Below are 21,581 nucleotides of genomic sequence, written 5' to 3' on the forward strand. Positions count from 1 at the left end.
CGCGACGACGTCCCCGCTCAGTGCAGTTTCAACTCGACCCGCCGGCCGTCGGGGTCGCGGACGTAGGCGGCCCACGCCCGGCCGTAGGCGCCGTATCGCTTGTACGGTTCGCCGTCCTCCACTTCGACCCCCCGCTCGCGGAGGTCGTCGAGGAGCGCACGAACTTCGTCCTCGGTGTCGACCGCGCTCCCCCTGAGCAGGAGACAGACGTGTTCGCCGTCGACGTCGAACGGCTCGTCGGTCGGCACGAGGTGGAGGTGCCGGCCCCCGGCGACGACTGCGACGTAGGGCACCTCGCCGGCCTCGTAACGCTCGCGGTCGCGCACGGGAAGACCGAGCAGGTCGCGGTAGAAGGAGAGCGCCCGGTCGAGGTCCGAGACGCGGAGGGCGACGTGGTCGAGGTCGACGACGTCGAGGTCGAGACCGTCGCTCCCGTCTCCGGTCTCGCCGTCGCCCGCGCTTGCACCGTCGAATTCGTCGGCGTCCTCAGCCACGGCCACCACCCTCGAAGTGCTCCTTCGTCTTTCGGTGCCGGTAGCGGAACATCGGCTCGAAGCCCACCACGGCGAACGGTGACGCGAGGTCGCCGAGCCCGTCGAGCGGGAGCCGGTACTCCACGTCGTCGTGGACAATCGTGTCGCCGCCGGCGGCGACGAACCGGTGGGTGTGGACCCACTCCCGGAACGGGCCGTCCTCCATCGTGTCCCGGAAGACGGCGCTCTCCTCGTCTTCGTCGCGGTAGACGATCTTCGAGGTCCAGCGCTGGCGCGGACCGATGCCGAGGGGCCGCACCGAGAGCCGAGCCTGCGACCCGGCCTCCAGCACCTCGGGGTCGGGGTCGCCGTCCGGCCCCCGGACGCCCTCGACGCGCATGTTCATCCACTCGGGCGTCAGCTCGGTGAGTCCCTCGATGCGGGAGTGAAACGCCCACACCTCGTCGAGCGGCGCCGCCACCCGGACCTGCCGGTGGTAGTTCGCCATCTGTTCGGTCGTAGGGACGCGAGGAGCAAAAGGCCACTCGCCGGTTCGTCGCGCGGTGGCTCGACCTCGGTCGGCGTCGACCCGGCGCTCCAGCCCTCTACGGCGCCGACCCGGCGTCCGGGTCGTGTTTAGTTACGCGACTCACCGAGCAAAGAGGGGCGACAACCGGCCGAACAGCCGGTGTTGGGAGGGACTTCGGAAGGGGCCGGTCGCTCGGCGAAGGACGGCGACGCAAGCACCGCAGGCGAGCGAACGCAGTGAGCGAGCCGAGGAGCGCAGCGAGATTCCCGTGAGCGTTGCGAACGGGAAGCAGCGAGACGAGTGGAACGAGTCTCGCCAGCCGCCCGAGTCGAGCGACCGGGGGCTTCCGTGAAACCCTGCCACAGCTACTCAGACACTAAGTCCTCACAAACGAAACACGACCGGCGCCCGCACCACAAGAGCTATCGGCCGAACACGTCAGCGTTTCGTATGGTTCCCCTCCGACCGCTGTTCGGTGCGATTCCCGGCGGCCCCGAGTTCCTGATTCTCGGCCTCGTCTTCCTCCTCCCGCTCGGGGTCGGCATCTGGGTGTACAACGACGCGAAGGCACACGGGATGGACCACGCCCCCATCTGGGGGTTGGCCGTCACGGGCGGCTTCCTCATGTGGTTCGTCCCCGGCATTATCCTCTACCTGTTCTATATCTACGTCCGCGAGAAGGAGACCGAGGCGCCGACCGCTACAGCGTGAACCGCTTCACGCTCGTCCCGGCCTGCGTCAGGTCCTCGTGGGTCGCGGCCGCGACGGTCACCTGGTTCTCGCCGTAGTCGATGTCGACGCGGGTCTCGAACGCGCCGTCCTCGGGCTCGACGAGCGTCGTCTCCTGTTCCGTGCGCACGGCGACGAGGACGCCCTCGGTCTCGCCGTCGACGACGAGTTGGTCGCCGGCGAAGTTGGTGTTCACCCGGAGCGACGGGCCGTCGGGGCGCTCGCTCTCGACGTAGCGTTCGCGGACGAACGTCGGCATCTCGACCGGCTGGCCGGCGTCGATGCCGTGAGCGAGCCGACAGTACTGCGCGAACGACCACGCGAGCGGGGTCGCCGCGCCGGTCCCCTTGCCGAACTCCCAGTTGTAGTTCGTCTCGTGTTCGCGGTCCCACACCTGCTCGGGGAGCATGCGCCCGGAGTTGGCGAACCCCTGCATCGTCCGGAGGAGGTTCCGGGGGGCGAGTTCGCCGTCTTCCGTCCCGGCGACGAGTTCGTACTCGCCGCGCTCGCCGGTGAAGATGGGCCAGAGACGACCTTTGCCCTTCGTCTCGATGGTCCACGGCGCGCCCTCGTTGTCGCCGTCCTGCTCGCCATAGCCGTCGCCGTTGTAGCGGTAGAAGGCGGGGCCGGGGGGCGTGTCGACGCGGATGGTGTCGTCGGCCTCGGCGAGGGTGTTCAGAATCACCTCGTCGTCGTGGGGGAGCACGCCGAGGCGGACGAGTTCGAGGAAGCCGCCGTCGATGATTTCTCGCTCGTCGAGCGTCGGCCCGTTGTTCGCGAGCGTCCGGAGGTGGCCCGCCTCGGGGTCGCCGTCGCGGGTGACGCGGACGTAGTACGGCGTGTTCGTGTGGAGGTCGGTGCCGGTCTCCGTCGCCGTCCACCCCTCGACGCCGCGGGTCCAGTCGTCGGCCAGCGCGAGCCAGACGAGCGCGTCGGCGTCGTACCCCTCTTCGAGGGCGAGCGCGGCGGCACAGCCCAAGCCGGCGATTTCGGCCGCGATGGAGGAGGGCGAGTAGCCGGCCTCCTCCTCCCAGCGCTCCTGGGCCGTCGCGGGGCCGTTGCGGGCGACGTAGTCCGCGGAGGCTTTCACGTTCTCGAAGCCGTAGTCGGCCTCGTCGAAGGTGACGCCCTTCTCGTAGAGCTGGTAGGCCATCACCTGCGGGAACGAGATGTTGTCTATCTGCTCGCCGCCCCAGCGGGTCTTCCCGTTGACGTAGGTGTTCTGCGGGATGAACCCGCGGTCGTCCTGCTGGAGAGTGTAGACGTACTCCAGCGCCGCCGTCGCGGTCTCCAGGTCGTCGACGGCCTCGAACACCGTGAACACCTGATACAGGTCGCGCGACCAGACGAAGTTGTAGCCGTACCCCTTCGACTCCTCGGCGGAGACGGCCTCGCCCCACGGCACCGAGGGGGAGGCGATGCCGGCGCCGAGGAACGTCTTGTCCTCCACCGCGCGGAGTCCCATCAGCGACGCCTTGTACTGGCGTTCGAGCGCCGGCTCCTCGCGGGCGCTGGCGGGGACTTCCTTGTCCGCGAGGAACTCGTCCCACGAGTCGACGTACGCCTCGCGTACGGTCTCGTAGCCGCGGGTGAGCGCCCCCACGGCCTCCCCGAGCGCCGCCGCGGTGTCGGCGTTCCGGGCGAAGCCAAGCGCGAGCGTCTCGGAGACGCTCGTGCCCTCCCCGACGCGGCCGATGAGGACGACGTTCTCGTCGTCGACGCGCTCCTTCGGGTCGGGCACCTCGCCGGCGCCGAACAGCCCGCCGAGGTAGTCCGAACCGCCGACACCGACCGTCGCCCACTCGAAGCGGTCGCTCGCCGTCAGCGCCACGGCGATGCTGTATCGCTCCCCGTCCTCGTCGACGAGCAGCGGGTCCTCGCTGTGACCGGCGTCGTGGGCCTCCGAGTCCCGGGCGACGAGGTGGTAATCCTCTTCCCGACCGAGGCGGAGCCCGCGGTCCTGCGTGCCGGTGTTCGTGAGCGCCACGTCGCCGACGACGTACACCTCGTACTCGTTGTCGTCGTCGGCCTCGAACGTCAGGTCGGCGAGCAGCGCGTCGTGTTCGGGGTCGGTCGCGTACTCGGCGGTGAGCGTCCACTCGTGGCCGCGGCCGTCACCCCGCTCCGCGACGGTCTGGCGGAAGACGAGCGCGTCGTCCTCGACCATCTCCGTCCGGCGCGAAACGGTGTCGGCGTCGTCGTCGCGACGCGTCTCGTTGTGGCTCCGGGCCGTGTACGAGGAGTCCTCGTCGGCGTCGACGACGAGGAAGTCGAGCGTCCGCATGTTCATCAGGTCGACGCGCGGGAACCTGACCTCCGTCAGCGCACCCTCGGTGAGGGTGTACCACACCTTCGAGGGGTCGTCGGAGGTGTGGTCGGCGACGGTGCCGACCCCGTACTTCTCGCCGGTGGTCCAGCGCGGGCGGGTCTCCGGCCCGGAGGGCGCCGGCTTCGTCGCCGGCAGCGCGTCGAGTTCGCGCAGGTACGCCGTCGTGTGCAGGCGGATGGCGTGCGACCAGCCGAGCGGCGTCGCGCTGTCGGGCGTTCCGTCGTCGAATATCTGCTCGGCGAGGTAGCCGGCGTTGGTCGCGTACGGGCCGTCGGCCTTCAGCAGGTCGTAGAGGTCCGAGGCCCAGCCGAGGTAGTCGGAGCCGTCGCGACCGTAGCGTTCGAGCAGAGTCGAGAGCTTCGCGGCGGCGTTCGCCCCCCAGCCCGTCGACACCGACCACACCTTCTCGAAGTCCTGACTCCCCGAGCGCCAGAAGTCCTCCTCGAACCTGATGAGGCCGGCCGTGGGGGTGTTCGGCGGGTCCCGGTACAGCCGGTCGAGCATGATGCCGAAGTGCGAGTCGAGGCGGTCGAGCTCCTCCTCCGTGAGGTCCTCGCCGTCGGCGACGCCGTCGTACTCGATGTAGGCGTCGGCGAGCGCACAGGACGCGGAGTCGACGCGGGTGTCGAGGTCGCCCCCCGTCAGTCGGAGGCCGTACACGCCCTCGCCCTCGTCCCACAGCGCGTCGAGGCCCTCGCGGACCTGTTCTGCCTGCGAGAGCGCGTGTTCGCGCAGGCCTTCCTCGACCGGCGCGCGGGCGACCGCCGAGTAAGCGCGGAGGTAGGTCGCGGCGGTGTGGACGAAGCGGCCGTTCATGTTCTCCCAGAGGTTCTGGCAGGTCTCGGGGAGCCCGTCCGACTCCAGCGTGTCGTCGAGCCCGCCGATGCCGTCGTGGATGGTCCCGCGGACGTCGCTGGCGAGGGCGTGGGGTAGGCCGTTCCCCCGGTCGCGCAGGAGGGTGGCGAGGTAGGTCACGACGCTCGCGGTCTGGTCGGCCTGGTACTCGGGCTTCTCCGCGCCCTCGACGCGGGCGTGTGCCCACCCGGGGGCGAGCGAGCCGTCCGAGGCCCAGACGCGGTGGGGCCACGTGCCGTCGTCGAGCTGGGTGTCACAGTAGAACTGCGCGCTCGTCTGGAGCTGGTCGTCGATGTCGAGGTCGAGCAGGTTGTCGGACTCGAGCAGGAACGTCGCCACCTCGGAGTCGTCGCGGAACCAGGTGAACCCGTACCCGCCGGTGTGCGAGAAGAAGGGGTCGAACTCGGGACCGGCGATGTGGGCGCCCGTCGGCGCAGTGAGCAGCGAGAGCACCCGGAGGTCAGAGCGGACGAGACCCGAGTTGGGCGCGTTCTCCGGCACCGACACCTCGGCGCGGGCGCGGCCGGCGTCGCGCAGGGCGTCGGCCGTGGCGTTGTGCTGGGCGCAGTGTTTGAGGTCCGCGAGCGCCTCGCCCCGACCGACCTCGTCGTGGTTCGACAGCTGGGTGACGAGCGTCGTCTGGGCGGCCCGGCCCTTCCGTTCGAGGGGCGCGCTGACGACCACGTCGCCGCTCAGGTGGGTGTCCTCGTAGCGCTGGAGGACGGCCTCCCGCGGGAACTCGAAGTACTCGTCGGAGAGAATCTCCTCGAAGCGCTCGGGAATCTGCCCGCGAACGTCCGTCAGCCCGGTCGACGCCGTCACGTAGTCGTGTTCCTTCCGGTGGAACACCTCGACGGCCTTCGAGCCGTTCGGGCCGGCGCCCTCGTGGATGAGCCGCCCGACGCGGGTCTCGCGGCCGCCGGGGGCGAACGTGAGAAACGCCGTCAGGTGCGCGTCGGCGGGGATGGCCCCGCGGAGTTCGACGTGCGTGAGGTGTGCCCGGCCGAGCGTGAGGTCGTACTGGTGGACGGTGAACTTCCCGGCGTCGTACTCCGTCTCGACGACGTTCGTCTCCCGGTAGTAGTGCTGGCGCACCGGGTTGAGGTCGTCGAACCACAGCGTCCGGTCCTCGGTTTCGATGCCGAAGCGCGACCGGTCGATGCCGTACAGTCCCGACAACGAGGAGGAGTAGTCGCGGATGTACCCACCGGGGTCGACGTAGACGAGGCGGTCGCCGTGGCCGGAGAAGGCACCCCACTGGGTGGGACACTCCTCCGGAAAGCGGGTGCCTCGTGCCCGCTTGTAGTCGTTCAACGCCGTCCGTAGTCTCATATCACTACCCCCGCCGGAGGGAACATAAGTATTGGCGGATTCCGCAATCTACGCCACCGGCCCTCAGTGCCGACGAGACAGTCCGTGACGGCCGTTGTGTTGTCGACGAGGCGACACCGGGCGTCGGCATTCGTCCCCCACGCCGTCCCGTGTTTACTACGACGAGTGTAAAAAGTCGCCGAATGAGAAAAGTCAAAGTCGTGGGGCGGAATGCTACCTCTATGCACCACCCAGGCCCGCCGCGGTTCATGGCCGCGGGCGAGTCCGTCGAACTGGCGCCGCGGGACCCCGACCCCGAGGCGACGTACAGCTGGCGAATCAAGAGCGCCCCCGTCGCGAGTCGCGTCTCGCTCGGGACCGAGAACGTAATCGACTTCACCCCCGACGAGGCCGGGAGCTACACCGTCGAGCTCGACGCCCCCGACGGGCTCCACGAGTTGACGATTCGGGTGTTCCCCGGCGAGATGAGCCCGGTCGCCGGCGCCGGCGGCGTCTCCGGGATGAGCGGCTTCTCCGGGATGTCCGGCGTCTCGGGCGTTTCGGGCGTCTCCGGGATGTCGGGGCTCTCCGGCGTCAGCGGCTCGGGGAGCGGCACGCTCGGTGCCAGCCGCGAGGGCCAGGGCGGCGGCCGACCGCGCATCCAGCTCCACGCCCGGTTCGAGGACGACGCCGTCGTCGTCGAGGCGCACGTGAAGCCGAACCCGAACGCGTCGACCGACCCCGACGACATCGGCGTCGAGTTCCTCCTCGACGACCGCGACGACGTGAGCGAGGGCGACGTACAGAAGGGCGACCGCGAACTGCGCATCCCCTACAAGAACCTCCGCGGGCGGGTGCGGGTCCACGCCGTCGCCATCGACGACTCGTACTCGGTGCCCGACGCCATCTCCATCGAACCCGACGACGCCGAGGGGAGCGAGGGGTTCGCCACGGACGGGGGTTCGGATTTTAGGACCGACGGCGGTCCCGTGAGCGGCGCGAACGGGACCTCGTCGAGGAGCGGACGGAGTCCGCGGACCGACGGCGGTCCCGACGAGCGGAGCGAGTCGGGAGCAGGGAGGGAAGCAACGCGGACCGACGGCGGCGTCGTCGCCGACGACGGCGCCGAGAGCGGCGCGACCGCCGAGCGCGAGGTACGCGGCGACCTCAAGAGCGTCCGCCTCAACGACCCGCCCGAGTGGGCGAAGTCGGTGACGCTGTACGAGATTTACGTCCGCGGCTACGCCTCCGACGACGACGAGGCCGAGAACACCTTCGAGGCGCTGACGAAGCGACTCGACTACCTCGCCGACCTCGGCGTCGACTGCCTCTGGCTCACGCCCGTCCTGCAGAACGACCACGCGCCACACGGGTACAACATCGTCGACTTCTTCTCCATCGCGGAGGACCTCGGCGACGACGAGGCCTACAAGGAGTTCGTCGCCGCCGCCCACGACCGCGGGATGAAGGTGCTGTTCGACCTCGTGCTCAACCACTCGGCGCGCGACCACCCGTACTTCCAGGACGCCTACAAGAACCCCAAATCCGAGTACTACGACTGGTACGAGTGGCAGGACAGCGGCGAGCCGGGCACGTACTTCGACTGGGAGTACATCGCGAACTGGAACTTCGACAACCTGCGGGTCCGCAAGCACCTCCTCGAGGCGGTCGACAAGTGGGCCGAGTACGTCGACGGGTTCCGCTGTGACATGGCGTGGGCCGTCCCCAAGTCGTTCTGGCAGGAGATGCGCGAGCGGGTGAAGGAGACCGACCCCGAGTTCCTCCTGCTCGACGAGACCATCCCGTACATCGCGGACTTCCACGACGGGATGTTCGACATGCACTTCGACACGACGCTGTACTTCACGCTCCGGCAGGTCGGCAACGGGAACCAGCCCGCCGACGCCATCCTCGACGCCATCGAACAGCGCACCGAGGTCGGCTTCCCGGACCACGCGGCGTTCATGCTGTACCAGGAGAACCACGACGAGACGCGCTTCGTCGTCGAGTGCGGCGAGCCCGCCGCCCGCGCCTCCGCCGGCGCGCTGTTCACGCTCCCGGGCGTCCCGATGCTGTACGGCGGCCAGGAGATCGGCCAACTCGGCCGGCGCGACCCGCTGGCCTGGGACCAGGCGAACGAGACCATCCAGAACCACTACGAACGCCTCATCGACGCCCGCGGGTCGACGCCGGCGCTCCAGTACGAGGGCGACTTCGCGCGCGTCGACTACGAGTCCGACTCGGACGCCGTCACGTGCTTCGTTCGGGGCGACGAGGGGGACCGCCACCTCGTCGCACTGAACTTCGGCGACGACCCGGCGACGTTCGAGACCGGCCCCGAGGTCGACACGACGGACCTCGTCTCCGGCGAGAGCGTCCTGCGTGACGGCGAACTGACCGTCGAGGACGTGGCCGTCCTGCCGATTACGGGCTGAGCCGACTCGCGCCACCCGCCGCTTCGCCGGCTCCTTCGAACCGCACACCGACCGATGCCGACCGACGCCGACGCCGTCGGCGCCGCCAACGCCGACGATGCCGACACCGGACCACACGGACACCCACCCGACCACAGACATGGACACGACACAGGAGTGCCGACTGCTGGACGAACAGACCGCCGACCTGCTCGCGTGGCACGACGACGTGCGCGAGTCCCACGAGGACGACTTCGAGGCGGCGAAGGAACTCGCGACCCGCCTCGGGGCGCACGTCACCGAGACGGAGGACGGCGAAGTCGCCGCCGCCGTCGGCTTCTGGACGCCCGACCTCGTCGAGGCCGGCGTCCCCGAGACCGACGTGTACCTCGAGGTGCTCACCTCGACGACGCCGGTGGACCTCGCCGCCGAGGAGACGACCGCCGAGTTCCAGCGCGAGCGCGTCCCCCTGCGCCGGAAGGGCGAGTTCCACTGGGGGGTCGTCGCCGGGATGCGCGCCGGCACCCGGGACGTGGTCGGCTCGCTGTACCAACTCGTCTACGAGGACGACGACGGCTGGCACGCCGTCCCGGACCCCCTCGCGTACTCGGTGCCCTTCGGCGCGTTCGCGCCCGCCGAGTTCTACGACATGGAGCGGCTGGACGACGAGCGTCCCGACCGCGCCTACTTCGAAACGCTCGGCACCGACGAGGAGCGCGTCGAGACGACCGAACACGACGGCCTCCCGCGAGTCTCTCCGGCGAACAGCATGCTGGAGATTCACCCCGGCACGGCCACGGAGTCGGGCTCGCTGAAGGGGCTGGCGGAACGCTACGAGGACATCGGCGGGAAGCTCCACCGCGGCGACGAACTCGACCCCGCCGACCGCAACTTCGTCGGCTACGACGGCATCCAGCTGATGCCGGTCGAGCCAATCACGGAGAACCCCGACATCCACGACTTCTGGCGACCCGCGGGGGACAGCAGTAGCTCGAACGACCCGACGCCGGTGGGGACTGCAGACGACGACCCCGAGACCGTCGAGGTGACCGTCTCCCATCCGGACATGATAAACTGGGGGTACGACATCGTCGTCTCCGCGTTCTCCGCGGTGAACCCCGCGATTCTGGAGACCGGCCGCCCCGACGAACTGGTGGACTTCATCGCCGCCTGCCACGCGATGCCGGACCCCATCCGGGTCGTCTTCGACGTGGCGCTCGGTCACGCCGACAACGGCGGGCTGAACACCCTCCCCTCCCCGTTCTTCGAGGGGCCGGGGATGTACGGCCAGCACCTCAACTACCCGCATCCGACCGTCCGGGCGATGCTGCTCGAGATGCAGCGCCGGAAGATGGACTTCGGCGCCGACGGCATCCGCGTCGACGGCGCGCAGGACTTCACCTACTACGACCCCGGGCTGGACGAGAACGTCCACGACGACGCGTTCCTCGCGGAGATGGACGCCGTCACCCAGGAGGTCGCCGGCACCGAGTACCGCCCGTGGATGGTGTTCGAGGACGGCCGGCCGTGGCCCCGTGAGGACTGGGAACTCGCCGCCACCTACCGGTCGCTCATCGAGCAACACCCCCACTCGTTCCAGTGGTCGCCCATCACGTTCGCGCACAACACGCCCGCGCTGTTGACGTTCTGGGCGACGAAGTGGTGGCGCGTCCGCGAGGTGCTCGACTTCGGCGGTCACTGGCTCACCGGCGTCGCCAACCACGACACCATCCGGCGCGGCACCCAAATCGACCCCCACGTCGAGTTCAACCAGTCGCCGGTGAACCCCTACCTCGGCGAGTCGCTGCCGAACGTCCTCGACGAGGCGTACGACAACGCCGCGGCGGCGATGTTCTTCTACTGCGCCTCGCCCGGCGTCCCGATGGACTTCGTCCACGCCAACGCCCGCGCCCCGTGGGGGTTCGTCCGCGACACCGACGAGACCTGGAACGTGAAGGTCGTCTCCGACGAGTCGAGCTTCGTCGACTGGCAACTGCGCCCGGAGGAGTTCCACGACCCCGAGCACTTCACGCGCGTGAAGGGACTCGGCTTCGAGGACGAGGAGCAGTTGGGCACGTTCATGAACGCCCTCTCGGCGGCGGTCGACGCCACCGACTACGACCTCGACGCGATGGCCGAGATGCTGTCGGCGCTCGACACGCCGTTCACGGGTGAGGACGGGACCGGCGGCCCCACCGCCACCGACCTCGAAGCGTTCGCCTACGCGTGGATGCAGGACGTCCACGACTTCGCCAACCTCGCACACTGGGCCGACGACCAGGACGAGGAGCGAACGGCGTTCCGTCTCCGGACGCGACGGTTCCGCCACGAGCGCCCGTGGCTCCGCGAGGACGTCTCCGAGTCGGAGTTCTTCACGTATCGACATCCGACCGACGGGACGGTGCTCTACTTCGGTCTGCGCGAATCGCCCGACGGGGACGAGCAGCTGCTGTTCGCCGCGAACATGGAGGGCGTCCCGGTCGACGTCTCGCCCGAGAGCCTCGACGTGCCGGACCTCCCACGGGACGGCTGGACCGTCGCGCTCGCGGCACCGTCGCTCGACGTAGAAGCCGGGGAAGAGACGACCGCCGACGACCCGGTGACGCTGACGAACGCGACGGCGGTGGTCTGGACGCGCGAGCCGTAAGCGGGGCGACTGCGGCCGTCGCCGACTCTCCTTCAGACGATTCGCCGCGTGACGAACACGAGCAGGCCGACGACGATGAAGCCGATTCCCCAGTAGAAGGAGTCGTAGGGGAGATAGACGAGGGCCAGCGTGACGATTCCGGAGACGATGAGTGACCAGCCGGCGGTCGTGCGATAGCTCACACCGTATCGTCGCCGGGGGACGGGATGAGTCCGGTGGCCTCGACCACCGACCCCGCCAGAGAATCCGTCGGCCTCCGACCCGAGAGCGAAGCCTACAACCACCGCCGCGCCGACGCTCGGGCCATGAGCAAACTCACGCCCGCGGACCTCGACCGATACGTCTTCTCACGGACGGGGGCGACCAACGAGGACCTGCTCGTCGGACCGGCGTACGGGGAGGACGCCGCCGCCGTCCGCGTCGACGAGGGAACGATGGTCGTCAGCAGCGACCCCATCTCGCTCGCGGCCGAGCGCATCGGCCAACTCGGCGTCGTCGTCGCCTCGAACGACGTGGCCGCCTGTGGCGGGATGCCGGAGTGGCTCGTCTCGACGATTCTGCTCCCGGACCTCGACCCGGAGCGCCTCGACACGATTACGGCGCAGGTCGACGCCGAGGCCGACCGCCTGGGAATCACGGTCGTCGGCGGGCACACCGAGTCCGTCTCCGGGCTGGAGCGCCCGCTCCTCTCGTTGACCTGCATGGGGCCGGCAGAGCGGTACGTCCCGACTTCGGGTGCCGAGCCCGGCGACCGCGTCCTCCTGACGAAGGGCGCCGGCGTCGAGGCGACGGCGGTGTTGGCGAGTGACTTCCGTGGAGACCTGCTCGACGCCGGTGTCGACGCCGCGGTCGTCGACCGCGCGGAAGGGTACTTCGACGACCTGAGCGTCCTCCCCGAGTCTGTCGTGCTCTCGGCGGTCGCGACCGCGATGCACGATCCGACCGAGGGCGGCGTACTCGGCGGGGCCGTCGAACTCGCCCGCGCCTCGGGCGTCGTCCTCGACATCGCGCGCGAGGCGGTGCCCGTCCGCGAGGAGACCCGGGACTGTTGTGACGCGATGAGCCTCGACCCGCTCTCGGTGCTCGGGTCCGGGGCGATGCTCGCGGCGGTTCCCGAGGCCGAAGCCGACGAGGCGCTCTCGGCCTTGGAGCGCGAAGGAATCGAGGCGGCGGAGGTTGGGCGGGTCGAAGCGGTGGCCGGAGGGGACGGACCGGGTGTCCTCCTCGACGGGGAGTTGCGCGCGGAAGCGGTCGAGGACGGCATGTACGCGCTTTGGGAGTGAGTATCCGGAAGTGACCGCACGGGGAGAACCGTACCGCTCGCTGGTCGAGTCCCGCTAGAGAACACTACGGAAGCCGGCCCTTCCGGACCCCCACCCGTGCCGGCCGTTCGGCGAGCGTCGGGCGACCGGTCCCGCTCAGCGTCGGTCGGTCGGCTCCTCGGGGTCGTCCCAGCGGCTGTCTTCCGAGACGGGCTCCACCGCGTGGTCGATTTCCTCCTGGGTGTACTCCTCGTCGGCGAGGAGCATCGCGAGTCGCTGCCAGCGGGCGCTCCGGTCGTCTTCTCCCTCGGGGCCGACGCGGGCGCCGAACCGCTTGAAGAACTCGGTGTCGCGGCCGAGGCGCTTCCCCTCGGCGGTGTGCGTATCGAAGATGACGTCGTAGGGGCCGCCCGGTTCGAGGTCGCCGACGGGGAAGTCGTGAGCCGGCTCCTCGCCCGCCGCCTTCGCCTCGGCGCGACCCTCCGCGACACGGCGGAAGTACTCGTCGGCGTTGGCCGCCTCCCGCGAGGAGCGGGCGCGGGCGCAGGCCAGCGCGGCGTGAATCGCACAGAGGCGGCCGCGCCAGGACTCCTCGCCCCACTCGTCGGCGAGTTCCTCGTAACGGGCGACCGTCAGGGCGGCGTCCTCGCCGGCGCGGAGGTCCTCGACGACGAAGAGGTTGAGCCGCTCCCAGAGGTTCCAGCCGTAGCCGGAGCGCGCCAGCTCCCAGGCCGCCCACGCGGCTATCTCCTCGTCGGAGCGGCGGACGGCCTTCTGGAGCAGACTCGAGACGACGTAGCGGTTGTAGCCGCCGTCGGTCGCGTCGGCGCCCTTCTCCTCGCCGAAGTCGTCGGTCCCGGCCGCCTCCGGCGGCGTGTCGGCGCGTACCTCCCCGTCGGTGCCGAACGTGGCCTGTCGGTCCTCGCCCATAGCTCGCCCGTCGGCGTCCCCGGGGAAAACCGCTGTGGAGCGACCGAGGGAGGCGTGGTTCCGTCTCCCACCCCGTCACCGAATGGGAATTTTTAAGTCCGAACCGGGGACTACGTTGTACTGTACCGGGTTTAGCTCAGCCTGGCAGAGCAGCCGACTGTAGATCGGCTTGTCCCCCGTTCAAATCGGGGAACCCGGACTGATTCTGTCGCCGCTATGCGAGGGAGCGTAGCGACCGAGCCAGCGGCGACTGTGAAGCCTCTGTGAGCCGATTTGAGCCTGTCAGTCGCAGCCCGCGCAGCGAAGCGAGCAGGAACGTCTGACTCCGTTCAAATCGGGGAACCCGGACTTTTGCAGTGGACCACGCGAGGGAGCGAAGCGACCGAGCCGTCCACCGCAGAATCAGACGTGGGCCGATTTGGGCAGGCGAGCCGCAGCCGACGAACGACCGAAGGGAGTGAGTCGGACCGTCTCGACGAGTTCAAATCGTGGAACCCGGACTTCTCCAGTAGACTACGCGAACGAGCGGAGCGAGTGAGCCGTGCGGCACGAAATCCACCGAGCCGTTTCAGTTCAGCAGGCCGTAACGGGCGAGCGACCGAAGTGTGTCGAAACTGTCCGAATATAATGAATGACACGAGATATTAAGTGTCTGCCCGTCGAGTCGTTCCCCATGCCGGAATCCAGCGTCCGTTCCGAGGAGGGGACCGTCGTCGCGAAGGTCGTTCGCCCGATGAACGACCACCGGTCGATGACCGTCGAGGTCGCAGACCAGCATTCGACACGACACATCGTCGAGTACGACACCGACCGAGTCGAGCGCACGCTCGCGGCGCTCCCACAGGGGTCGGCCCTCCGGGTACTCATGACGCCCATCGAGGGTCGGGCGAACGTCTGGCGCGTCGGCGCACCCGAGCCTCGGCGGGCGAGCGGTCGGTAGCCAGCGCGGACGGAGCAGGCGGACGGCGCCGGAACGGGGAACGAGTACGCCGACCGCGGACGGGAACCGGGGGGCTTTACCCGTCGGGCCGCGCCGAATCGGCCGATGAACGTTCCCGACTCGGACGACACCTTCGTCGCCGACCTCGACGTCCGGTACCGCGACGTGGACGAGATGGGCCACGTCAACAACGCCGTCTACGTCACCTACCTCGAACAGGCGCGCGTCGACTACTTCCGGGAGGTCGTGGGCCTCGGGGTCGACGACCTCGACAACGTCGTCGCGAGCCTCGAAGTCGACTACGAGCGCTCGCTGACGGTCGAGTCGGACCTCCGCGTCACGGTGTGGGTCGCCTCGATGGGTCGTTCCAGCCTCCGGATGTGCTACGCGGTCCGCGACGGCGACCAGGTGGCCGCGACCGCCGAGACGACGCAGGTCGTCGTCGGCGACGACGGTCGACCTCGGCCGGTTCCCGACGAGTGGCGCGAGCTGATTCGTGAGTTCGAAGGCGACCGGCTGAAGACGACCGAGGAGTCTCGACAGCCCCAGTAGCGACGATACTCACGGCAACCCGCGCTACCCCACGCCGGTCACCGCTCGTCGGCGGCGAGCGCTACCACCGCGCGTTCGACCGCCGTCGCGAGCTCCGCCGCCGGGGCGACGGCGTCGACGTGTCCGGCCTCGACGGCCGCCGTCGGCATCTCCGACAGCGTCGAACTTGCTTCGTCCTGTGCGACCGTCGCGCCGCCGGCCTCGGAGACCGCACGCAGTCCGCGGGTCCCGTCGGTTCCCATCCCGGTGCAGAGCACGCCGACGAGCGGCCCGTCGACGACCGAGGCCGCACTCGACATCGTCACGTCGACGGCGGGTCGGGCGTCCGCGACCGGCGGGTCGTCGGTCGGGTCGGCCGCGAGTCGACCGCCCGCGTCGGCGGCGACGACGAGGTGTTCGCCACCGCGCGCGAGCACCGCCTCCCCCGGCCCGACGCTCGCGCCGGCCTGCGCTTCACGAACGTCGTAGGCCGACACGTCGTCCAGTCGCTCCGCCAACCCGGCGGTGAACCCCGCCGGCATCTGCTGGACGACGAGGAGTCGGGCGTCGAGCCCGTGCGGGAGGTCGTACAGCAGTCGCGCGAGTACCCGAGGGCCGCCGGTGCCGGCGCCGACCACGACCGTCGGCACCGACCGCTCGCTCGCCGCGGGTGTCGGGGCGGGAGCGCCGCCTGAAGTCCCCGGCCTCGCCGGAGTTGCGCCCGACTCGACCGCCGAGACCGCCGCGGCGACGTCGCCCGCGCCGGCCTCCCGGACGGCCGTCGAATCGGTGTCCGTCGTCGAGTCGGTGCCCGCCGGGTCGTCGCCGTCGACCGGTCCTCCGTCGTCGACGTCGACGCCGCTCGTCACGGCGGCGTCACCCGCCACGGCGGCGCCACCCCTCTCGTCGGTGTCGCCCGTCCCGTCGGTGCCCTGTCCGAACTCGAAGCCGCCGGTCCCGTCCACCCCGCCGACGTCTCCTCCACCGACGACCGAGACGTCGGCGGACGCGACGGCCGAAATCTTGGCGGCGAGCCGTTCGTCCAGGGCCTCCCGGGCGGTCGCGTCGTCGGGCTTCGGGAGGAAGTCGACGGCCCCGGCCGAGAGGGCGTCGAGGGTGACCGACGCGCCCCGCTCGGTGTGCGAAGAGAGCATCAGAATCGGCGTCGGCCGGCTCGACATGATCGCTCGAACGGCCTCCAGCCCGTTCATCCGGGGCATCTCCACGTCCATCGTGACGGCGTCCGGTTCGGCCCGGAGCACCGTCCGGAGCGCGTCGCGTCCGTCTTCGGCTTCCAGTGTCTCGTGGCCGGCCTCTTCGAGCGCCTCGCGGACGAGCGTCCGCATGAACCCCGAGTCGTCGACGACCAGAACCCTCACACCACCTCTCCCACGGCGTCGAGCACCTCCGGGCCGTCGAACGGTTTGGTGACGTAGCTGGCGGCGCCGGCGTCGACGGCCGCACGCATCTTCTCGGCCTGACTGACGCTCGTACACATCACGACACACGCCTCCGGGTCGGCGTCCCTGATGCGGAGCGTCGCCTCGATGCCGTCCACCTCGGGCATGACGATGTCCATCGTCACCACGTCCGGGTCGTGCTCGGCGTACGCCGTCACCGCTCCCTCGCCGGTCTCGGCCTCCGCGACGACCTCGTACTCCACTTCGAGAATCTGCCGGAGATGCGAGCGCATGAACGCGGAGTCGTCGACGATCAGGACACGTGCCGGCATTTCCGCGTAGCTCCGCAGTGGCCAAACATAAAAGCTCGCCCGAAATTATTTCGAGTTGAGAATTGGGGCCGCGCGGAAACTGTCCCGCCGGAGAGTCGTCTCCGACAGCGAGCCCGACATACCTAAGTGCCGACTCGATAATCCCTCAGTATGAGCCAGAGCATATCCGAGGAGGAACGACCGCTCCTCGCCGACGTCGGGTCGCGGACCCTCCACGTGGGTCGGGACCGGCCGCTGCGCATCAGTGCGGGCCACCGGCTGCAACACCACGACGGGAAATGTAGCCGCCCGCACGGGCACAACTACGAGGTCGACGTGACGGTCGTCGGCGACCTCACCGAGGAGGGGTGGGTCGTCGACAAGGGCGACGTGACGGCGGTCGTCGACGAGTGGGACCACCGTTTCCTGCTCGAACGCGGCGACCCTCTCGTCGAGGCGTTCGAGGCGAGCGGCGACGGCGACGCCCTGGTCGTCCTCGACGCGCCGCCGACGGCCGAGGTGATGGCCGTCGTCCTCGAACGGAAGCTCGCCGACACCCTGCCCGACACCGTTCACGAGGTGTCCGTCTCCGTGCGCGAGACGAGCGAGCTCTGCACCAACTGATGCCGGTCTCCTCGTCGGTCGACGGCCAGCGAACCGGAGCGGACGACGACGCCGGGTCGCGACCCGAGGGGCCCGCCCTCCCCATCAACGAGCTGTTCACCTCGCTCCAGGGTGAAGGGACCCTCGCCGGCGTCCCCTCTACCTTCGTCCGCACCAGCGGCTGTAACCTCCGCTGCTGGTTCTGTGACTCCTATCACACGTCCTGGGAACCCACCGGCGCGTGGTACGGGGTCGACGAAATTCTCGACGAAATCGACGCTCGCGGCCCGAACCACGTCGTGTTCACCGGCGGCGAACCGTTGATTCACGACGCGAGCACGACGCTCCTGCGCGAGCTCGACGACCGAGGGTACCACGTCACCGTCGAGACCAACGGGACGATTCTGCCCGAGGACGACGACGGTCCCGTCCCCGTCGACCTCGCGAGCGTCAGCCCGAAGCTGGCGTCGTCGACGCCGGGTCCCGAGCGGCCGCCCTCCGGCGGCGGCGATGGTGGCGACGGAGCCGAGAACGTCGACGCCGAGACGTGGGCCGAACGTCACGAGGCCCGCCGGCTCGACCTCGACGCGCTGGCGACGCTCGTCGACCGCTACGAGACCCAGTTGAAGTTCGTCGTCACCGGCCCCGACGACCTCCCCGAAATCGAGTCGCTCGTCGCCGACGTGCGCGAGGCGGCGACCGCCGAGGTGCGAGACACCGACGTGCTCCTGATGCCCGAGGGCCAGACGCGCGAGGAGTTGGAGTCGACCCGGCGGGTCGTCGCCGACCTCGCCCTCGAACACGGCTACCGCTACACGCCGCGCCTGCACGTCGACCTCTGGAACGACGCGCCGAACACCTGAGACCCGCGTTTTGCTGCGTTCGCGGCGCGAAGCGCCCTCGCTGGCAAAACCTGGACCAAAGCTCCGGAACCCGACCAACGGGAGGGTTCCGAGTCCGCTCGGGCCTTCGGCCCTCGCGGTGCGACCCCATCACAACCGCAAAACCATGACCGAACACACCGACCACGACACCACCGACGAGACGGAACCGAAGACGGCCGTCGTCCTCCTCTCCGGCGGGATGGACAGCGCGACGACCGCCTACGAGGCCGCCGATAGGGGGTACGACCTCTACGTCCTGCACACCTCCTACGGCCAGCGCACGGAGACGAAGGAGTACGAGTGCGCCCGGCGGCTGGCGGCGGAACTCGACGTGCGCGACTTCCTCCACGTCGAGACCGGCCACCTCGCCGACATCGGCGCCTCCGCGCTCACCGACGACGGCATCGAAGTCGAAGATGCGGACACGGAGAGCGACGAGATTCCGGACACGTACGTCCCGTTTCGTAACGCCAACCTGCTGTCGATGGCCGTCTCCTACGCCGAGGCGCAGGGCGCCGACGCCGTCTTCGTCGGCGCCCACAGCGAGGATTACGCCGGCTACCCCGACTGTCGCCCCGAGTTCTTCGAGGCGTTCGAGCGCGTCGTCGACGAGGGGACGAAGCCGGAGACGGGAATCGGAATCGAGGTGCCGTTCGTGGAGGACGCGAAGCGCGACATCGTCGAGCGCGGCGTCTCGCTGTCGGTCCCCTTCGAGCACACCTGGAGCTGTTACCGCGACGAGGCGCCCGCCTGTGGCACCTGTGACTCCTGTGCCTACCGGCTGGAGGCGTTCCAGTCCGTCGGCGTCCGCGACCCCATCGAGTACGCCGAACGCCCGACGTACGTCGACTGAGACGCCGCGACCGACGCCATCACCGGCAGCGAACTATATCTCTGAAGGACGCTAACGTACCCCATGGCATCCGAACCCGAGAGCGTCGTCCCTGGGGTCGCCGACGTGGAAGACTCGTTCGAGCCGTCGGAGACGGCGGCAACGTTCGAGACTGTCGAGCAGTACGGCGTTCGCGAAGTCGCCATCGCGGTCGGCGCCGGCGCCGTCGCGACGGTCGCGATGGCTCCGCTGTTCGTGCTCGCGTGGCGGGCCGGCGCACTCGACCCGGTGGCGTTCACCGGGCTGTCGACCCTCGTCGGCCTCGGGCCGAGTCTCCCCGTCGGCGCGTTCATCTTCTTGGGCGGCGGGGCGATTCCGCTGGCGCTCGTCTTCCTCGCGTGGGCCGGCTTCCTCCCGGGCCGGACCCTCGCCGTCCGCGGAATGGTGTACGCCACCATCGTCTGGACCGGATTCGCGTTGGCGTTCTACTCCGGCCAACAGGGGACGCTCCTCTTCGTCTACCTCGCTCTGACGCTCGTGGCTCACTGGGTGTACGGCGCCGTCCTCGGTTACGTCTACGGCCAGTTCGCGGTCATCCCCGCGAACCTCTGACCGACCACCTTACTGGTAGGCCGCCGCGGCTATGGGAGTTCCCGACGACACTGGAGTATGGACCTCTCCACCTTCCAATCGGCCCTCCTCGACGCGGACCGCAAGGAGTCCTCCGCGGTCGGGCGGGCGGTCATCGCCGGCTTCGCGGGTCTGCTCGGCATGCTCGCCATGTCGCCCGTCCTCCTGCTCGCCTGGGCGCTCGGCGCGCTGGAGCCCTCGGCGTTCGCCGGCCTCGCCCAAATCGTCGGCCTCGGCTCCAGTTTCCCGCTGGGCGCGCTCATCTTCCTCGGTGGCGGCGCGACCACGCTCCCGCTCCTCTTCGTCGCGTGGGCGCTGTTTTTCCCCGGAGAGACGCTCCCGCGGCGCGGTGTCGTCCACGCGGTCATCGTCTGGACCGGGTTCGCCATCGCGTTCTACTCCGGACAGACCGGGACGGCGCTCGCGCTGTACCTCGCGCTGACCTTCGTCGCCCACGTCGTCTACGGCGCCGTCCTCGGCTACATCTACGGCCGGATGGCGACGATTCCGGTGTACGAAATCTGACTGTCGGACGACTTCGGTTCCGAACCACGCCCGGCTCACCGTCCCTTCCCGCCGAACCTGGCTCTTCCCTCCCGTTTGTGTCAACAGCCTAATTGCTACAGCGAGCGTATACGCCCGCCGATGAAGCGAGGAACTTCCGGGAAGGGGCGCGTCGTCGTCGTCACCGGCGCGAACGAGGGCATCGGCTACCACACGTCGGCGGCGTTGCTCGAACGAGGGTACCGCGTCGCCGGGTTCGACGTCGACGGTGAGGGGTTCGAGGCGCTCGAAGACGCCTACCCCGACCACGCGCGCTACCACCGCTGTGACGTGACGGTCGACGGAGACGTACAGAGCGCGGTCGACGCCGTGGTCGCGGAGTGGGGTCGTATCGACGTGCTCCTCAACAACGCCGCGGTGTTCAGCTTCGGCTCCGTCGAGGACCGGAGCCTGGACGACACCAGACGCGAGTTCGAGGTGAACTACTTCGGCTACCTCCGCGCCATTCGAGCCGTCCTCCCCCAGATGCGGAAGCAGGGCGGCGGCATCGTCCACTGCGTGTCCTCCGGCGTCGGCTCCACCGGTCACCCGGGGCTGTCGGGGTACGCCTCCTCGAAGGCCGCGATAGAGGCGCTCGTTCGGTCGCTCCGGCTGGAACTGCGCCACGAGCCGATTTCGGTCACGCTGATGTACCCGCCGGCGACGAACACCCGCTCCGCGGCCCGCCTCGGCTACCCGTCGTACGCGGTCAAGGAGCCCGCCGAAGTCGGTCGGAAGCTGGCGGCGAAAATCGAATCCACCGGGCCGGTGGTCGCGGCCGACTGGTCCACCAGACTCGGGATGGCGGTCATGGACCGGTTCCCCTCCCTCGTCGAGCGGGGGACCGCACGCTTCGTGACCGAGGACGGCGTGAGCCTCGGCCGAGTGGAAGGGTAGCCGCCGACCGACGTTCTCCGTTCGACGACAGCTTCTCCCGGCCCGCGCCCGCACCGGTCGCTGTGGAACCCACTCGGTCGACGAGGTGAGAAGGCGACGCGGACCCCGGGACAGGATTCACGTGTCCGGAGCGTCGACCCCCGACCATGCCTCTCCTCCAGTTCGACACGTCGGTTGCGATGACGGCCGGCGAGAAGCGGTCGTTCGCGAACGAGGTGACGGAGTTGTACACCGAGCTGTTCGAGACGACGAGCGAGGACGTGGTGGTGAGCATCCGCGCCCGCGAAGACGCGGAACTCCACCTGGGGCGGGCGGAGCCGGGGCCGATTCTCCTCCTCGACGCCCACGTTCGGCGGGGGCGCCCCACCGACCGGCGCCGCGAGTTCGCCCGCGCCGTCATGGACGCCGCGAAGGCCCGCTGGAAGGTGCCCGAGCCGAACATGACGGTCACTTTCACCGAGCACGACGGCGACGAGATGATGGGGTACGACCGGGTCGGCGGCGAGTGGGAACCCGAGAACGAAGACTGAG

General features: G+C 69.5%; 20 protein-coding genes and 1 tRNA gene. 14 read left to right on the forward strand and 7 right to left on the reverse strand.

All coding sequences use genetic code 11. From position 1 onward, the window contains the following. Nucleotides 1-17: 17 nt before the first annotated feature. Nucleotides 18-494, reverse strand: a complete 477-nt coding sequence (locus tag N5095_RS10125) for a VOC family protein (RefSeq protein ID WP_267622680.1) — start codon at nucleotides 492-494, stop codon at nucleotides 18-20. Further along, nucleotides 487-981 (reverse strand): SRPBCC family protein, encoded by a 495-nt coding sequence (locus tag N5095_RS10130; protein ID WP_267622681.1) that lies wholly within the window; start codon nucleotides 979-981, stop codon nucleotides 487-489. Before N5095_RS10130 ends, N5095_RS10125 begins: the two co-directional genes overlap by 8 nt. Before the next feature lie 471 nt (nucleotides 982-1,452). Here N5095_RS10130 and N5095_RS10135 point away from each other — a divergent pair, with 471 nt between their 5' ends. Further along, nucleotides 1,453-1,713: a hypothetical protein gene (locus tag N5095_RS10135; protein WP_267622683.1), complete on the forward strand. Its 261-nt coding sequence runs from the start codon at nucleotides 1,453-1,455 to the stop codon at nucleotides 1,711-1,713. On the opposite strand, the gene N5095_RS10140 is transcribed toward N5095_RS10135, so the two are convergent. Beyond that, nucleotides 1,703-6,247, reverse strand: coding sequence for a DUF7997 domain-containing protein (locus N5095_RS10140; protein ID WP_267622685.1), 4,545 nt, complete (start codon nucleotides 6,245-6,247; stop codon nucleotides 1,703-1,705). The two genes, N5095_RS10135 and N5095_RS10140, sit on opposite strands and share 11 nt — an antisense overlap. A 221-nt stretch (nucleotides 6,248-6,468) precedes the next feature. Here N5095_RS10140 and N5095_RS10145 point away from each other — a divergent pair, with 221 nt between their 5' ends. Together N5095_RS10145 and gghA are read left to right on the forward strand one after the other, a co-directional pair. After that, entirely contained in the window at nucleotides 6,469-8,661 is a 2,193-nt protein-coding gene (locus N5095_RS10145; protein ID WP_267622686.1) for an alpha-amylase family glycosyl hydrolase, read from the forward strand. 139 nt (nucleotides 8,662-8,800) lie between these two features. Continuing rightward, nucleotides 8,801-11,287 carry a glucosylglycerol hydrolase gene (gene gghA / locus N5095_RS10150; RefSeq protein ID WP_267623032.1) on the forward strand — a complete coding sequence of 829 codons (2,487 nt, stop codon included), beginning with the start codon at nucleotides 8,801-8,803 and terminating at the stop codon, nucleotides 11,285-11,287. A gap of 32 nt (nucleotides 11,288-11,319) precedes the next feature. Here the strand turns inward: gghA and N5095_RS10155 are convergent, their stop codons facing one another. Next, nucleotides 11,320-11,469 (reverse strand): hypothetical protein, encoded by a 150-nt coding sequence (locus N5095_RS10155; RefSeq protein WP_267622687.1) that lies wholly within the window; start codon nucleotides 11,467-11,469, stop codon nucleotides 11,320-11,322. A gap of 123 nt (nucleotides 11,470-11,592) precedes the next feature. On the opposite strand from N5095_RS10155, the gene N5095_RS10160 reads away from it, so the two are divergent. After that, nucleotides 11,593-12,570, forward strand: coding sequence for an AIR synthase family protein (locus N5095_RS10160; RefSeq protein ID WP_267623033.1), 978 nt, complete (start codon nucleotides 11,593-11,595; stop codon nucleotides 12,568-12,570). 135 nt (nucleotides 12,571-12,705) lie between these two features. On the opposite strand, the gene N5095_RS10165 is transcribed toward N5095_RS10160, so the two are convergent. Further along, nucleotides 12,706-13,479, reverse strand: coding sequence for a hypothetical protein (locus tag N5095_RS10165; protein ID WP_267622688.1), 774 nt, complete (start codon nucleotides 13,477-13,479; stop codon nucleotides 12,706-12,708). Nucleotides 13,480-13,604: 125 nt separating this feature from the next. On the opposite strand from N5095_RS10165, the gene N5095_RS10170 reads away from it, so the two are divergent. The 3 genes from N5095_RS10170 to N5095_RS10180 all read left to right on the forward strand — a co-directional run bounded on the left by N5095_RS10170 (nucleotide 13,605) and on the right by N5095_RS10180 (nucleotide 14,971). Beyond that, nucleotides 13,605-13,678 (forward strand) — tRNA-Tyr (locus N5095_RS10170). A gap of 474 nt (nucleotides 13,679-14,152) precedes the next feature. After that, entirely contained in the window at nucleotides 14,153-14,419 is a 267-nt protein-coding gene (locus N5095_RS10175; protein WP_267622689.1) for a DUF7999 family protein, read from the forward strand. Between the two features lie 105 nt (nucleotides 14,420-14,524). After that, nucleotides 14,525-14,971: an acyl-CoA thioesterase gene (locus tag N5095_RS10180; RefSeq protein WP_267622690.1), complete on the forward strand. Its 447-nt coding sequence runs from the start codon at nucleotides 14,525-14,527 to the stop codon at nucleotides 14,969-14,971. Between the two features lie 38 nt (nucleotides 14,972-15,009). Here the strand turns inward: N5095_RS10180 and cheB are convergent, their stop codons facing one another. Together cheB and N5095_RS10190 are read right to left on the reverse strand one after the other, a co-directional pair. Further along, nucleotides 15,010-16,329 (reverse strand): chemotaxis-specific protein-glutamate methyltransferase CheB, encoded by a 1,320-nt coding sequence (gene cheB, locus N5095_RS10185; RefSeq protein WP_267622691.1) that lies wholly within the window; start codon nucleotides 16,327-16,329, stop codon nucleotides 15,010-15,012. Continuing rightward, nucleotides 16,326-16,682 (reverse strand): response regulator, encoded by a 357-nt coding sequence (locus N5095_RS10190; protein ID WP_267622692.1) that lies wholly within the window; start codon nucleotides 16,680-16,682, stop codon nucleotides 16,326-16,328. The genes cheB and N5095_RS10190 overlap by 4 nt, the downstream gene beginning before the upstream one ends. A 150-nt stretch (nucleotides 16,683-16,832) precedes the next feature. On the opposite strand from N5095_RS10190, the gene N5095_RS10195 reads away from it, so the two are divergent. From N5095_RS10195 to N5095_RS10225, 7 genes are all read left to right on the forward strand, one after another. Further along, a complete protein-coding gene (locus N5095_RS10195; RefSeq protein WP_267622693.1) occupies nucleotides 16,833-17,285 on the forward strand; it encodes a 6-pyruvoyl trahydropterin synthase family protein in 453 nt (150 codons plus the stop codon). Beyond that, complete coding sequence (locus N5095_RS10200; RefSeq protein ID WP_267622694.1) at nucleotides 17,285-18,127, forward strand: 7-carboxy-7-deazaguanine synthase QueE; 843 nt, start codon at nucleotides 17,285-17,287, stop codon at nucleotides 18,125-18,127. Before N5095_RS10195 ends, N5095_RS10200 begins: the two co-directional genes overlap by 1 nt. A 145-nt stretch (nucleotides 18,128-18,272) precedes the next feature. Then, nucleotides 18,273-19,001, forward strand: coding sequence for a 7-cyano-7-deazaguanine synthase QueC (queC, locus tag N5095_RS10205; RefSeq protein WP_267622695.1), 729 nt, complete (start codon nucleotides 18,273-18,275; stop codon nucleotides 18,999-19,001). A gap of 63 nt (nucleotides 19,002-19,064) precedes the next feature. Beyond that, entirely contained in the window at nucleotides 19,065-19,592 is a 528-nt protein-coding gene (locus N5095_RS10210; protein WP_267622696.1) for a DUF6789 family protein, read from the forward strand. A 57-nt stretch (nucleotides 19,593-19,649) separates the two neighbouring features. Next, nucleotides 19,650-20,135: a DUF6789 family protein gene (locus N5095_RS10215; protein WP_267622697.1), complete on the forward strand. Its 486-nt coding sequence runs from the start codon at nucleotides 19,650-19,652 to the stop codon at nucleotides 20,133-20,135. Between the two features lie 120 nt (nucleotides 20,136-20,255). Beyond that, nucleotides 20,256-21,050, forward strand: a complete 795-nt coding sequence (locus N5095_RS10220; protein ID WP_267622698.1) for an SDR family NAD(P)-dependent oxidoreductase — start codon at nucleotides 20,256-20,258, stop codon at nucleotides 21,048-21,050. Between the two features lie 146 nt (nucleotides 21,051-21,196). Next, nucleotides 21,197-21,580 carry a tautomerase gene (locus tag N5095_RS10225; RefSeq protein ID WP_267622699.1) on the forward strand — a complete coding sequence of 128 codons (384 nt, stop codon included), beginning with the start codon at nucleotides 21,197-21,199 and terminating at the stop codon, nucleotides 21,578-21,580. Nucleotide 21,581 lies beyond the last annotated feature (1 nt).

Origin of the sequence: Halobium salinum (genome assembly GCF_026586625.1) — an archaeon.
Classification (GTDB): Archaea; Halobacteriota; Halobacteria; order Halobacteriales; family Haloferacaceae; genus Halobium; species Halobium salinum.

Excerpts from the sequence above, each read along its gene's own strand:
- N5095_RS10130 (WP_267622681.1), bottom strand. The coding sequence starts at position 981 with ATGGCGAACTACCACCGGCAGGTCCGGGTGGCGGCGCCGCTCGACGAG.
- N5095_RS10135 (WP_267622683.1), top strand. The coding sequence starts at position 1,453 with ATGGTTCCCCTCCGACCGCTGTTCGGTGCGATTCCCGGCGGCCCCGAG.
- N5095_RS10140 (WP_267622685.1), bottom strand. The coding sequence starts at position 6,247 with ATGAGACTACGGACGGCGTTGAACGACTACAAGCGGGCACGAGGCACC.
- N5095_RS10145 (WP_267622686.1), top strand. The coding sequence starts at position 6,469 with ATGCACCACCCAGGCCCGCCGCGGTTCATGGCCGCGGGCGAGTCCGTC.
- gghA (WP_267623032.1), top strand. The coding sequence starts at position 8,801 with ATGGACACGACACAGGAGTGCCGACTGCTGGACGAACAGACCGCCGAC.
- N5095_RS10160 (WP_267623033.1), top strand. The coding sequence starts at position 11,593 with ATGAGCAAACTCACGCCCGCGGACCTCGACCGATACGTCTTCTCACGG.
- N5095_RS10165 (WP_267622688.1), bottom strand. The coding sequence starts at position 13,479 with ATGGGCGAGGACCGACAGGCCACGTTCGGCACCGACGGGGAGGTACGC.
- N5095_RS10175 (WP_267622689.1), top strand. The coding sequence starts at position 14,153 with ATGCCGGAATCCAGCGTCCGTTCCGAGGAGGGGACCGTCGTCGCGAAG.
- N5095_RS10180 (WP_267622690.1), top strand. The coding sequence starts at position 14,525 with ATGAACGTTCCCGACTCGGACGACACCTTCGTCGCCGACCTCGACGTC.
- N5095_RS10190 (WP_267622692.1), bottom strand. The coding sequence starts at position 16,682 with ATGCCGGCACGTGTCCTGATCGTCGACGACTCCGCGTTCATGCGCTCG.
- N5095_RS10195 (WP_267622693.1), top strand. The coding sequence starts at position 16,833 with ATGAGCCAGAGCATATCCGAGGAGGAACGACCGCTCCTCGCCGACGTC.
- N5095_RS10200 (WP_267622694.1), top strand. The coding sequence starts at position 17,285 with ATGCCGGTCTCCTCGTCGGTCGACGGCCAGCGAACCGGAGCGGACGAC.
- queC (WP_267622695.1), top strand. The coding sequence starts at position 18,273 with ATGACCGAACACACCGACCACGACACCACCGACGAGACGGAACCGAAG.
- N5095_RS10210 (WP_267622696.1), top strand. The coding sequence starts at position 19,065 with ATGGCATCCGAACCCGAGAGCGTCGTCCCTGGGGTCGCCGACGTGGAA.
- N5095_RS10215 (WP_267622697.1), top strand. The coding sequence starts at position 19,650 with ATGGACCTCTCCACCTTCCAATCGGCCCTCCTCGACGCGGACCGCAAG.
- N5095_RS10220 (WP_267622698.1), top strand. The coding sequence starts at position 20,256 with ATGAAGCGAGGAACTTCCGGGAAGGGGCGCGTCGTCGTCGTCACCGGC.
- N5095_RS10225 (WP_267622699.1), top strand. The coding sequence starts at position 21,197 with ATGCCTCTCCTCCAGTTCGACACGTCGGTTGCGATGACGGCCGGCGAG.